Source organism: Amycolatopsis anabasis (assembly GCF_009765355.1).
In the GTDB taxonomy this organism is placed as follows: Bacteria; Actinomycetota; Actinomycetes; order Mycobacteriales; family Pseudonocardiaceae; genus Amycolatopsis; species Amycolatopsis anabasis.
Genome location: NZ_VTHK01000055.1, coordinates 1 through 13862, shown reverse-complemented (window position 1 = coordinate 13862; position 13862 = coordinate 1). Strand labels below are relative to the sequence as shown.

Below are 13862 nucleotides of genomic sequence, written 5' to 3'. Positions count from 1 at the left end.
CGATCGAGGGCGCGCCTCGGGCCCTTCCCCCGCGCTGGGGAAACCCGCCGGGAATGTCGTCCTCATGCTCTACGCTCGACTCATGTCGAAGTACCGCATCCCGGCATGGAGCACGGCCACCGTATGCGGCGCCGGTGTTTACCTGGCTTCGCTCATCCCCGGACTCGTCTCCTACATCGGCAACGTCGTCGTCGCCCTCGTCACCGGCGGCAACGGTGAACACGTCAAGATCCTCCTCGGCGGGACTCCCGGTCTGATGGTGATCGGCGCCGGGCTCGCCGCGCTCATCGGCTGGCTCACCCGCGAACGCATCCTGACCGCGATGGAGCACCGCGTCCGCAAGTTCGCGCTCTTCGGCGCGGTCACGCTGCCCATCTGGGCCGCCATCGGGCAGATCCCGGAAGGCGGCGCTGCCGCCTCCATCGCCGTGTCCATCCCGCTGTGCGCGGGCGTGATCGCCGGGATCGTGTACGTCGCCCGGACCCGCCGCCGGGTGAAGGCGCACCTGGCCCGCAACGCGCACACGCCTGCCGCCCGCTAACCGTCCCTCCCCACGCGGTGGTGCCGACGATCGCGGCCGTCACGATCGCCGTCGGCACCGCACCGTGGCGGCTACTGCGCATCCTCCGCGCTCCGCGCGGGGCTCGTTCCTTGTCCCCCGCTGCGCCACGGTCACGACCGCCCTGATTGCTGCTAGCCGGTGGTCGACGCATCACCCGTTCACGCCTGGCCGCCCGCCCCGCCGATCGTGTCCTCGCCCGCGAGCGGGCTCTCGGGCGATGTGTGGCGCGCCCAGGGCGGATCCGGGCTCCCCGTGTGCGTCTCGGCAGCGTCCCCTTGCGGCCCGGGCTCCGGCGATCCCCCGTCCGTGACGGCCGTGTCCTGCTCGTCGTCCTCTCCTGCCGCCGCTGTCATGTCCGTGGTGGCTGGTGCCTGCTGGCGCTCCGGTTCCGAGCCGGTATCGGGCTCGGCCAGCGCGGCCAGCTCGCGCACTTCGCGTGTCGAGATGCCCAGCAGCGCGGAGGTGTCCCGGACCGAGGTCCCCGCTTGCCGGATGGTCCTCACGGCCTCAGCCATCTGCGTGCGCAGCTCGGCCCTGCGTTCCTCGGCTTTGTCCTCGGCCGCCGCCTCCTGGCGACGCAGCTCGGCCAGCTCGTGTTCCAGCTCGACCCTGACCTCGTCGAGCGCTTCGCTGGCGCGCGCGAACGGGGCCAGCGCGTCCCGCACGCGGCGTTCCTTCTCCCGCTGCTCGACCAGCTGCTCGTTGTACAGGTCGCGCATCTGCTTGAGCCGGGTCGACACCGCGGTCGATCGGCGTGCCTTCGGCCGTGCCCGGCCGGTGTTCTTCTCCGGCATGGAAGCCCTCCCCGCTGGGGAGGGCTGCGGACGCTGTCGACGGTACCCGCGGATCCCGATCTTGTCCGCCTCGCGTGCGGCGCCGTCCTGGCTCGCCCTCCACCGCGGGCTCACCTCCGCGGCCCCCGCGGCTACAGAGAAGGGCGGCGTGCCCGACCTGGTCGTGGACCGTGCCGGGCACGCCGCCCGGGTCACACGCGGAAGCATTCCGCCGCAGCGGAGTGCTCGCCCCCGTCACGACGGGGGTCTCGGCAAAGACCGCGTGGACACTCGCGTCACTACCAAGCGGCTCAGGGTCGAACCTTTCGACAGCAGCGCACCTCCAGGATACCCGGCACACCGCCTGCGGAAGCATCCGGCGCCTGGCATGTCCGCCCTCATCACGGCCGCCGACCGGCTCGGCCGGGCTGCCGTGCCGGCGGTGGGCGAGGTGGTGTCCTGCGCGTGCACTGTGCCGCGCCCGGCTCCGTCCGCGTTCGGCACGAGCAGTTGCGCAGTTCGGGTTGCGCCGCGGCCGCGGGGCGGACAGTCGGCTGGTCACCTGATGTTGTCCGCTCCCGTCCGGGGAGGGAGAGGGGCGCGGAATTGTAACGGCCGCCTGGCCCCAAAAATCAAGAGGCCCCCGCCCGAAAAATTTCTTCATGATCTTTTGCAAAAAGCGCGCAAAACATCATGAAGAAATTTTTGGGGGCCTCTTGATTCCCGGGGACCCCTGCGGCCTCGGACAGCCCTTAGGGGCAGGCCGGGGGCCTGCCCCTAAGGGCTCCGCGCCCCTCTCCCTCCCCTCAGCCTGTGGTCACCCCACAAAAAGCCCCGTAGTCGCCCTCAGCGGCGCATACGGGACACTTTTCAGGTTGCGAGACAAACAGAGACCCCGCACCATCACGAGCCAAATAAAAGGCGCAATTTAATGCGCTGAAATGCCCTAGAACCCTTGCGTATAGCGTTTGTCGCCGATACGATCAGACTGTAAGTCGATCGGGAACGGCAAAGCCCGATCACTACCAAGAAAATCAGGGTTAGGGACATTTCACGATGACTAATGCAGCCGATTCTGGTCGTGTGACCTGCATAGATGACATTTCTTTCCTTTTGGAGCAGGACCCGCCGCGTACGCGTTCCGCCGTTCAAGGGCTCCGCTTTCTTTTCGAAAAGAAAGGCGATTCTCGCCGCACTCTCTTTCATTTGTGCGCATTTCTCATCGACAACCCCGAGACGAACAGCCCCGAGGTTCAGCAGGCCCTAGCAGTGTTCCGCGAACACTGGGACCAGGCCGCGCGCGATGAGCAGCGGCTCATGCGCGCGTGCATCTACAGTAGCGAGACCCGCAAGAACGCCACGCAGCGTCGCCAAGCCACCCGCGCACGGCAGGCCACCGCATCGACCGAGGCACCCGAGCCGGAACCGGCCGAGGACACCGAGTCTCCCTACCGTTGGTGCTTCGAATGCGACGCGGTTTACCAGACCCCGGATGACCTGGTGAAGGCGTTCGAGGCCGAAGCCGAGCCAGGGCACACGCTCCCCCCGGAGAAAATCACGTCCTGCCCGGAATGCCTGCATGACTTCCTGTCTGAGCCGGACGAGGTCATCACACCCGCCTACCGCGAGTGCTTCGAATGTGACGCTGTTTACCCGACCCCCGCCTCTCTGGTGAACACCTACCAGGCAGAGGACCCGGAAGCGGTAGACATCACCCCGGACGACATCACGTTCTGCCCGTTGTGCATGGAGGACTTCCCGGCGGAACCGGCCGAGCCCACCGAGGAGCCCACAGGCCCGCAACCATACGCACTGGACCCGGGAACCAGCGCGCCCGAGCCGGAACCGGCCAAGGTCCCCGAGAAGCCCGCCGACGTGCCAGCGGACGAGGACCCCGAGGCGTACACCGAAACGCCCGAATACCTTGAACGTATCGCGCGCCAAGCGGAAGAGGCCGAGTACCGCGAACGCATGGAACGCGCGCCGTCCGATGAACTTCCGTCAGGGTTGAACCCCGACCGTGCCGCCTACGAGAACACCCAGCGCGCCACGTTCGAACAGTCCGACGACGCGATCATCCAGCCCAACGACGACACGCGCGAGATTGAACGCCAGCTAAACGCGTGGAACAGCCACCACGAACGGCTCGCCACCGTGCCGATTCAGGGTGCCCCGTGCATCGCATGCAACCTAGAGCGCACCCCGAGCGAGTACCGCGCCACGACCGACGACCCACGGTGCACCGAGTGCCGCCAACGGGACCGCCTACCGCTGGACGTCATCCGCCGAGAAGTACGAATCGCAGCCCAGGCACAGAACCCCGCACGGGAAATCCTCGACACCTTGGCAGCACTGGACGCGCTAGACGTGCTCCGCGAGCTGGACGCCCGGCATCCCGCCGCGCGCAGCGCCGACACACCGGCGATGGCCGCCGCGTAACACGCCCGTCCGTCCATCGGGGTGGGGAACCGCAACGGTTCCCCACCCCACCCACCAGCCACGAAGGACTCTTGTCATGGTTGCGATCACCGACCACGTTCTAGACGCCATTGCCGCACACCCCGACATTGCCCGTGTCGACGTCGCGCTAGATATCGCCGTCCGCGCGTATCCGCTCTACACCACCGATGACCGGTGCACGTGGAAGGCCCTTATGGCCGCATCCCGTGTCCTGGACGCCGAGTACGACCAGTACCCGCCGCACATCAAAGCTCTGTCGCTTCCTATCGTCCGGTACATGCTGTTTATCGGCGAGTGCGCGAACGCCGACGCGGCTACCCGAGCCCGGTACGCCACCTATCCCGCCGAAAGGCTCTACGAGGCCCCCGACCTCACCGGCACCGGCTACAGCTACGACTCTCGTTTCGTGGCCTGTCACGGCCCGTACCGCGAATACGTGTACCCAGGACGCCGAGTCGTCAAGATCCCCGGACGGGAATGGCCCGCAGCCATGCCCGAAGCCTGCACCGACACCAGCAACCGGGGTGAATGGCTAAACGACGACATCCTGATCTGCCCAGGGTGCGGAGTCGACTGCACCTAGCCCCAACGCGTGATTTCAGCCCCCGAGCCGAAGGCCCGGGGGCTGTTTTCGTGTGCCCGAACGCGCCGAAGTGTCGCGCGTCAACCCTGCCAGCCCGCCAGCACCCGCCGCCCGCTCCCCGCCCGTTTCCCGCCCAGCCGCGCCCCGCCGCACCGCCCAGGCCCCGCCGGGCCACCCCGCCCAGGTCCCGCCCAGGGTGTGCCAGGCTCCGCCTGGCACACAGGACCTCTTGCAGATGCTCTGACTCAGGCGGCGAATCGCATCGGATGCGAGGTACTGTGGTGGTAGTGATGGGGTTCAGAACGCTGAGCCCTGGTGGTCATGAGTACCTCACTCGCTCCGTCGCGTGCGGCGACGCGCAACTCGAACCCGGCGAGTTGCTGAGTGATTACTTCCTCTCCCATGGTTACCCGGCAGGCCAATGGTTTGGCGTCGGCGCCGACGAGCTTGGGGTGACCGGCGAGGTCACCGCTGCCCAAATGAACGCGCTGTTCGGCGAGGGCCGCCACCCCGACGCCGACGAGATCGAAGCGGACATGATCGCCGATGGCGCGTCCGCGGCCGAGGCCGAGCAGGCGACCCGGCTCGGTCGCCGGTTCCCACGCTACGGCGGCACCGATCATCTGCGCAGCGAGGTCATCGCCGCGTTCAAGAAGCACAACCGCGACAACGGCCGCCGCCCCGGGGCGCCGATCGACGAGGACACCCGCGCCGAGATCCGCCGCCTGGTGCAGGTGAAGGCGTTCAAGGAGGACACGGGCAAAGACCCGGTCGATGGCAATGATCTGAAACGGTGGCTGGCGCAGAAGCAGAAGCCGCTGCGCAACGCGGTGGCTGGGTTTGAGGTGGTGTTCGAGCCACCGAAGTCGGTGTCGGTGGCCTTCGCGCTGGCCGACAAGCAGGGCCGGGATCTCATCGTGTCGCTGCACCGCCAAGCGGTCCGCGACGCGTTGTCCTATCTGGAGGCGAACACCGCGTTCACCCGCAAGGGAAACCACGGTGAGGCGCAGGTGGACATCGTCGGGATCGCGGCGACGTTGTGGGAGCACTGGGACGCCCGCAGCGGCGACCCGCACCTGCACACCCACGTGCCGATTTCCACGAAGGTCAAGCGCGCCGAGGACGGCAAGTGGACCTCGTTGGACGGTCGCACGATGCACGCGGCCGCGGTGACGGTGTCGGAGTACTACGACAGCCGGCTGCGGGATCTGTTCCGCGATCACGGGGCCCGCTGGGTGCAGCGCGGCGCCGGCGGGATCGACATGACTCGCCCGGTGTGGGAACTCGCGGCAATCCCGGTCGTGCTGATCCGGGCGTTTTCGAAACGGTCGCAACAGGTTGAGGAAGCTCGCGCGCGGCGGATCGTGAAGTTCCGCGCCCATCATCAGCGGGAACCCACCCCGAAGGAACTGTTCGAGATCAAGCGGCAGGCCCAGTACGACAACCGGCCCGGCAAGAAGCTGCCCAAGACCCTCGACGAGCACACCGCGATGTGGCGCCAGTTCGCCGCGAAGCACGTCAACCCCAAGGTCCTGGACACCCTGAGCGCGCGGATCTTCCGCGGTCGGCCGGAAAAACTCGCCAAGGTCCCGGTCGCGGGCCTGGCAGAACAGACCCGATACACGGTCTCGGACAACTACAGCCACTTCACCCGCTGGAACGTCGAAGCCGAGGCTCATCGGCAATCCGCGGGCTACTGCGTCGCACCGGGACAGCGGGACGCGGTGATCACCGAGATCACCGACGCGGTGCTGAACGCGGAGGACACGCTGCCGTTGCGGGGTCCGTCGCTGGTGTCCGAACCGGACTCGCTGCGCCGCCGCGACGGCGAAAGCGTGTTCATCGAGCACAACTCCACCCGCTACACCACCACCCAAACCCTGCGCGAAGAAGCCAACTTGGTGGCCTGGGCCCGCCGCACCGGTGGCCATCGGCTGCGTCAGGGCACCGTCGACGCCGCGCTCAAGGGTGCTCGGCTCAACGCTGGTCAGCGGCGGCTGGTCACCGGGTTCGCGCGGTCCGGGCGGCGCGTGCAGCTCGCGCTCGCCCCCGCCGGGGCGGGGAAAACCACGGCGATGCGGGTGTTCGCGAAGGCCTGGCGCCGCACCGGCGGCGAGGTGTACGCGTTCGGCCCCAGCGCGCGGGCCGCGCACGAGCTCGGCAAGTCGATCAAGGCGAAGCCGCACACGCTGCACCAGGTCACGACCGCGCTGAGGTTCGGATTCGCGCATCGAGCGTTCCCCTTCGCCCCGGGCGATGTGCTAATCATCGACGAGGCGGCGATGGCCGGAACGCATACGCTGTACCGGGTCGTGCGGTATGCGCTCAAGCGGGGCGCGGATGTGCGGCTGGTCGGGGACGATCGCCAGCTGGCCTCGGTGGAGGCCGGTGGCGTGGTCCGGCTGATCGCGCACGATGTCGGCGCGATCCGGTTCCGCGAGGTCGTCCGCTTCAAGGGCCCGGACGCCGCCAAGCAGGCCAAGGCCTCGCTGCGAGTCCGGGACGGCGACACCCGCGGGTTGGACTACTACCTGGACAACGACCTGGTGCTCGACGGCTCGCGGGAAACGATGCGGGACGCGGCCCGGGCCGCGTGGCGCGCGGACCTCGACGCCGGCGAGGAGTCGCTGCTGATCGTGCCGACCAACGAGGACACGGTCTGGTTGAACTTGGAGGCCCGCGCGCTGCGGCTCGAACGGGGCGATATCGCGGGCGGCCGGGAGGTGGCGTTGCACGACGGGACGATGGCCTCGGCTGGGGACTGGGTGGTCACCCGCGAGAACGAGCGGCTGCTGTCGCTGATGTCCGGACGGGATTTCGTCAAGAACGGCGACACCTGGACCGTGGTGAAAGTCCACCCCAGCGGGAAAGTCACGGTGCAGCACCGCGAACACGGCGGGAAAGTGGTGCTGCCCGCACGGTACGTCGCCGCGAATGTGGAGCTGGCGTACGCGTCGACGGTGAAACGGGTGCAGGGCATGACCAGCCGCGGCAACGCCCACACCCTCGTGCCGCCGAACATGACACTTGAGCAGTTCTACCCCGGCATCACCCGCGCGATGTGGAACAACTTCCTCTACGTCATCACCCATCACCACGTCGCCGACGCCCACCAGGAAACCCCACTCCCGCAGACCGCCCGCGCGGTGCTGACCGGCGTGCTGCACCACTCCGGCGCCGAGGTCTCGGCCACCGAAACGCTGCGGGACAACCAGCACCGCGAAGAATCGATGGCGACCCTGATCCTGCGGTACAACTACACCGCCCGCTACGACGACGAAGCCCACTACCCCGCAGTGGTGTCCCGGCACGCCCCCGCCGCCGTCGGCACCGAGGCCGAACCCGCACTCGTGCAGACCCTGCGCAACGCCCACGATTTCGGCTGGGACGCGGAGCATCTGCTGCGGCGGGCCGCGAACCGGGGGCCCCTGGACCGCGCGGACGATCCGGCCGCGCTCCTGCAAGCCCGCATCACCAAGCACATCACCGGGCGCGAACCACCACCCCGCACCGCGCAACCACGCCCGGCCGATGTGAAGCGGTGGCGCGTGATCGTGGACAATATCGTGCCCACCGCCGCGGTCGAGGACCCGGTCTGGGAGCTGGTGTGGCGGCACGCCGCAGGCGCGCTGCCCGCCGGACTCGACGCCGACAACGCGCTCACCCGGGCCGCCGGCGAGCTCGCTGTCCGGCCGGGTCACGATCCGATGAGCGACCACGAGTTCACCCGCGACGCACTCGTGAACCACCTGGCCCAACAGTGGGAAGCCGGCCAGGGCCACCAGCGGGCCGTTCCGTGGCAAGCGAGACCGGACCTGTGCCGCGTGGACACCTACCCCGGCCACCGGAAGTATCTGGTCGAGACGAACGCGGCGATCAAGGACCGGGTCGAGGAGTTGCGCGCCGCGGCGATCCGCGACCAGCCCCGGTGGGCAGCCCGGCTCGGACCCCGGCCCCCGGACCCGGTCTCCGCCGAACAGTGGGACGAGCTCGTGGGCTTGGCCGCGGCCTACCGCGAGACCTACGGCATCACCGGTACCGATCCCGACAAACCGCTCGGCGAGCAACCCGAGGGCCAAGGGTTGCGGGCCCGGGCGTGGCAGGACCTGGCCACCCGCTGGGGCACGCACACCGCCACCCCAGCCACGGACGACGACACCAGCGAGGTGACCGACGAGGTCGAATTCCTCGACACCGAGGCCCGCTATGTCACCGAACCGCTGAACGTGCTGGTGCCCCGGCACGACCAGCTCGCCCGCCAGGGCGACGCGGACCGCTACCTCGACATCGTGGCGCATTATCTGCTCGAGGCGGTCAACGCCCCCGCCGAAATGGCCCTGCTCAACGCGCTTGGCGAGGCGCAAGACCGGGGATGGCAGGCCGAACACCTGGTGGCCCGCCTCACCGAGAACACCCGCATGGGCAACGCCGACGACCCTGCCGCGCTCCTGGCCGCCCGGATCACCCGCCACATCCACCGCCACGATCCTCCCCCGCGCACCGCCGAACCGCGCGCCCAGGATGTGCGGGTGTGGCGCCGGATCGTGCTCAACCACGCCCCCGCCGCCACCCCGAAAGCCCCGCAGTGGGGGCTGGTGTGGCGCCGCGCCGCCGGAGCGCTGGCCACCGGGCATGACCCCGTGCCCGCGCTGGCGCGGGCCGCCGACCAGCTCGCGGCGCGCATCGAGCAGGACCCGATGGACGACGCCGCCTACGTCGCCAACGCCCTAGCCGCCGAACTCCGGGCCGAGCACGACCGCGGCGCGGGCTACCACCGGGCCTTGCCCTGGCTCACACAACCGGCCTTCGGCGCACTCGACCTCACCCAGGGCAGGCTGGACAACCTCGCCGCGCTCAACGCCGAGATCGCCACCCGCATCGACGTGTTGCGCGACCACGTGATCCGCGACCAGCCACGCTGGGCCTCCGGCCTCGGGCCGCGACCGGACGACCCGGCAGCCGCCCGGCGGTGGGACACCGTAATCGGGCTCGCGGCCGCGTACCGGGAAACCTACGGCGTACACGCCACCGATCCCGCGCTGCCGCTCGGATTCGAACCCCTCGGCAACAACGCGAAAACCCACGCGTGGCGCGACCTCACCGCCCAATGGGCCGCGATCAGCGGGCAAGCGGACGACGCGTCCCGTGCGCAGGAGGCGGTCGCCGACGCGGTCGACGAGGTATTCGACGACGCCTTCGTCTTCGACACCGAGGACGACCGGTACGTCCAGGACCGCATGGACAAACTGGTCCGCTGGCACGACCAAGTCGCCCGCGACGGCGACGAAGACCGCTTCCTCGACATCCTCGCGCGCCACCTCCCGGAAGCGATCAACGCCCCCGCCGAACAAGCCTTAACCGCCACGCTCAGCCGCGCCCAAGACCAAGGCTGGCAGGCCGAACGGCTCGTGCCCCGCGTACTGGGCCAGGCGAACCTCGCCGGAGCCCGCGACCCCGCGGCCGTGCTGACCTCCTGGATCAACACCCACATCCGCACCCACGAAGCCCCTGCCCGCACCGCCGATCCCCACCCGGACGACATCCAGCGGTGGCGGGCGATCGTCACCGAACGGGCATCGGAAGCCGGAGTGCATGATCGCGAGTGGCAGCTGGTGTGGCGCCACGCCGCCGGTGGCCAAGTCCTCGGCGTGGACGTCGACGCCGCCCTGGCCCACGCCGCTGAACGCCTCGCAGCACAGCCGCCCGACGATGCGTTCGACGATTTCCGCGTCACTGCCCAGGCACTGGTCGCGGAGTTGACACGCCGCTACGACGACGGCGAGGGCCACCACCCAGCGGTGCCGTGGCTGGCCACGGCGGACTTCGGCGCACCGGGCGACCACGCCAGCAGGATCACCGCCGTCGCGGAGATCAACGCCCAGATCCTCGAGCGCATGCAGACCCTGCGCGAAGCCGTCGCGCGCGAGCAGCCATCGTGGGCTGCAGGGCTAGGCCCACGACCCGCCGATCCCGTCACCGCCGGACGTTGGGACCACGTCGTGTCGCTGGCCGCGGCGTATCGTGAAACCTACGGCATCACCAGCACCAACGCGTCCTCCCCTGTCGGCCGCAAACCCGGCAGCGGTGTGCGAGCCGAAGCCTGGCAATACATCACCAAGCAATGGAGGCCGCTCATGACCCGACCCGACCGCGAAACCGCACAGTCCCAAGCCGACCTCGAGGTCACCGCCCGGCGAACCGCAGCCGAAGACCAGCAAGAAGACCTGCGAGACGACGCGATCGAGGGGCTCCTCGATTCCCAGGACGACGCCACCGACGCACGACGCGCCGCGGGCGAGACTGAGGGCGCGGACTTCTTCGACGACGTTGTCGACGAAGCCGAGGGCAGCGGCATGCACCTGGGCTACTGACCACTGGACAGTTGCTGCCCAAGCCAGGCCGGCACCTCAGCACAGCAGCCCGCGCCGCCGCTCCGCAAGCATCTGCGGCAGACTAGCAGCGCCACGATTAAGGCCAGGACGAGCAGTATGCCGACGCCCGTCGCGAGCACGGTTAGGTGCGCCATGCTCGCTGGCGCACGGTACCGACGCAGGATTCGGGGCCTCGATGGGGCCCAGCGGGCCGATGGTGCTCGGGTGACGATATCGGAAAGCGTTCCCATGCCTCGACGTACCGCACGACCTCCTGGGCGCGGCCAGCCTGAACGTTGATACGCGTTGTAGCACCTCGTAGGAGCAATAAGGGGCCTGCCAGGTGGATCCCTGCCTGTTCACGCTGATCAAGTTGTAACTCCTAGTAGGAGCAATGAGGACGTCGCGACTTGGGCAGCGATGTCCCAGATCGGCAGGTGCAACTCCTTGAAAGGGCGATGAAGACGGGCACCTCGTCGACCGCCTGGACGAACCTGGTCACGTTGCAACTCCTTGCAGGAACGATAAGACGACACCCCGGAAACCTGGCGCGATCTGGCCACCGTCTGGTTGTAACTCTTTGCAGGAACGATGAGGGCCAAGCGCCTGCTCGGCATGCTGGGCCACCAGATCAATTTGTAACTCCTTGTAGAAGCCATGAGGACGCCGCCTTGGCCAGGCGCTGCACCAGTTCCCACAGCTGGTTGTAACTCCTTGTAGGAGCGACGAGGACACGTGCAGGTCGGCTGCTCCGGGAACCTCACGATGTTGCAACTCCTCGTAGGACCAATGAGGATCGGCGACGCGTACCCCGGAAACACCCTGTGAGACAAGTTGTAACTCCTTCTAGGAGCGATGAGGACCCTGGAGTTCGGCGACGGCACCCACCAGGTCATCACGTTGTAACTCCACGCAGGAGCGATGAGGACCAGGTACGCCACGTCCAGATCGCGCTCAACCTGACGTTGTAACTCCTTGTAGGAGCGATGAGGACTGGACGTTGCACGAGGTGACCGTGTTCCTGAACAAGTTGTAACTCCTCGTAGGAACGATGAGGACTGGTCCGACACGCTGCGGCAAGCGGCACGAGTGATGTTGAAACTCCTTGCAGGAGCGATAAGTACGGGAGACGCTGCGCCACATCGCCGTGCCGGCGCGCTGGTTGTAACTCCTCGTAGGAAGCGTCGAGGACCTCGGGCAAGACCAAACAGTTGGCGCCGTCCGAGGGGCTGTAACTCCTTGTAGGAGCGATGAGGACAGGTCGCGCAAACCGTCCGCGCGGCCGGGGTGTCCTGGTTGTAACGCCTCGTAGGAGCAATGAGGACGACATCCCGGAAACCTGTCGCGATCTGGCCACCGTCTGGTTGTAACTCCTTGTAGGAGCGATGAGGACATTCCGCCCGGGGTGCCGCACGCGGCGCTGAACCTGTTCTATTGATAGGTAAGGTAAATATGTCGTAGTCAGTCTGCGGCGTAGCGGACTTCGTCCTTGCCGAATAGGGCTTTGACACGGTCGGGTTGGTTCTGGCGGCGGCGTAGGTGGGTGCGTGCGCCGTCGGCCAGTTCCGCCTGGTTGCGAGGGCTTGTCCTTGCGGTGACGTGGTGTTTGAGGTCGGCGTTGAGCAGTTCGACGGGGTTGAGCTCGGGGGCGTAGCCGGGCAGGAAGTGCATCTCGATGCGCTCGTGCCGTTCGGCCAGCCAGTCCCGCAGGAGGTGGGCTCGGTGTGAGGGATGTCCGTCCACGATCAGGTGGATCTTGCGATCGAGGTGCCGCACTAGCCGCTCCAGAAATGTGATCATCACGTGGACGTTGAAGCCGCCCTCGAACACGGTGAAGTACAACTCGCCCTTGTTCGATAGTGCGCACATGGCGTTGACCATGAACCGTTTACCGGTCTTGGGCACCACCGGGGTCTGCCCGACCGGTGCCCAGGTCGCGGCCACCGCCGCGTCCGAGCGCAACCCGGTCTGATCCAGCCACAGCACCACGCCGTTGTCCCGCTTGGCTTGCGCGGCGATCGCCGGGTACCGCTGCTCAAGCCAGGCCTGCACCGCCTCGGGATTCTTCTCATAGGCCACCCGGATCGGCTTCTGCGGCGAGAGCCCCACGAGCGCAGATACTTCCCGATCGTCACCCGCGACAACCTGATCCCGAACCAGCGATGGATCAGCTCCGCGACCTGCCCGCGAGTCCACACCAACCCCGGCAGGGCCAGCTGGTCGGGATACTTGCCCAGCACCGCCCGCTTCACCCGGGCCTCCTGCCGCGGCTGCAGGCTCTTCTGCTCACCCGGACGCCGCCCCCGTTTCCCCGCATCCAGCGCCCGATTCCCGTTATGGCGGAACGCATTCACCCACCGCGACACCGACCGCAGCGACACCCCGAACAACTCCGCCACCTCGACCTGGCTGCGCCCAGACTCGACCGCGGCCACCACCCTCCGCCGCAGATCCTCCTGCGACGGAGGGGAAAGCCGCTTCGCGTCCACCAACCTAACCTTCATACCCCAACCAACGACCACGCCAACAATGAGTTACCCGTCAATAACTCCTCGTAGGAGCAATGATGACCCTCGCGGTCGCGTGCGAACCGTCGTAAGCGATCACGTTGTAATTCCTCGTAGGTGTGGTTGAGGACCCGATCACGGTCATCCTGCAGTCCAGGGCTCAGGGGTTGTAACTCCTCCGAGGAGCGATGGGGACGCGGGGTATCGCGGCGCGGTGCGCGATCCACGTCTAGTTGTAACTCCTTGTAGGAGCGAGGACGACGCGGCTCGGCGATCCCGGCGACGACTTCGACCTTGAGTTGTAACTCCTCCTAGGAGCGATGAGGACCAGCAAAGCGGTGTCCGATGCGGCGGAAGTCGTGGAGTTGTAACTCCTCGCAGGAGCGATGATGACCCTCGAGCCCGCGCTGATCCTGTCCGGGACCATCCAGTTGTAACTCCTCGCAGGAGCGATGATGACCGGTGTGCCCGAGCTGGGTACGCCACCAGTAGTCGACGTTGTAACTCCTCGCAGGAGCGATGATGACCCGAGGGTAAAGGAATGGCAAGGTGAACCGCCCCGGGTCTGATGGAGGCTCCTCGTGTGAGTGAGGATGTGGATCATGG

The 13862-nt window shown here is 67.6% G+C and carries 6 protein-coding genes and 1 pseudogene; 4 read left to right on the top strand and 3 right to left on the bottom strand.

The annotated features are described in order from the left end of the window. The first annotated feature begins 82 nt into the window (after positions 1–82). Positions 83–541 (top strand): hypothetical protein, encoded by a 459-nt coding sequence (locus FXO23_RS41145; protein ID WP_158892669.1) that lies wholly within the window; start codon positions 83–85, stop codon positions 539–541. Positions 542–720: 179 nt separating this feature from the next. Here FXO23_RS41145 and FXO23_RS41140 read toward each other — a convergent pair whose 3' ends face one another. Continuing rightward, on the bottom strand, positions 721–1356 hold the full coding sequence (locus FXO23_RS41140; RefSeq protein WP_158892667.1) for a hypothetical protein: 636 nt from the start codon (positions 1354–1356) through the stop codon (positions 721–723). Positions 1357–2418: 1062 nt separating this feature from the next. Here FXO23_RS41140 and FXO23_RS41135 point away from each other — a divergent pair. The 3 genes from FXO23_RS41135 (at position 2419) to mobF (ending at position 10749) form a co-directional block, all read left to right on the top strand. Next, the gene (locus FXO23_RS41135) at positions 2419–3774 is read left to right on the top strand and encodes a hypothetical protein (RefSeq protein WP_158892665.1); all 1356 of its coding nucleotides are present in this window, start codon (positions 2419–2421) and stop codon (positions 3772–3774) included. 76 nt (positions 3775–3850) lie between these two features. Continuing rightward, positions 3851–4378 carry a hypothetical protein gene (locus FXO23_RS41130; RefSeq protein ID WP_158892663.1) on the top strand — a complete coding sequence of 176 codons (528 nt, stop codon included), beginning with the start codon at positions 3851–3853 and terminating at the stop codon, positions 4376–4378. Positions 4379–4668: 290 nt separating this feature from the next. Further along, a complete protein-coding gene (mobF, locus tag FXO23_RS41125) occupies positions 4669–10749 on the top strand; it encodes a MobF family relaxase (protein ID WP_158892661.1) in 6081 nt (2026 codons plus the stop codon). Positions 10750–12210: 1461 nt separating this feature from the next. Here mobF and FXO23_RS51945 read toward each other — a convergent pair. Next, positions 12211–12858, bottom strand: coding sequence for an IS630 family transposase (locus FXO23_RS51945; RefSeq protein ID WP_484476998.1), 648 nt, complete (start codon positions 12856–12858; stop codon positions 12211–12213). A 65-nt stretch (positions 12859–12923) separates the two neighbouring features. Further along, positions 12924–13253: pseudogene (locus FXO23_RS52780) on the bottom strand (helix-turn-helix domain-containing protein); the annotation flags it as partial. Between the last annotated feature and the right edge of the window lie 609 nt (positions 13254–13862).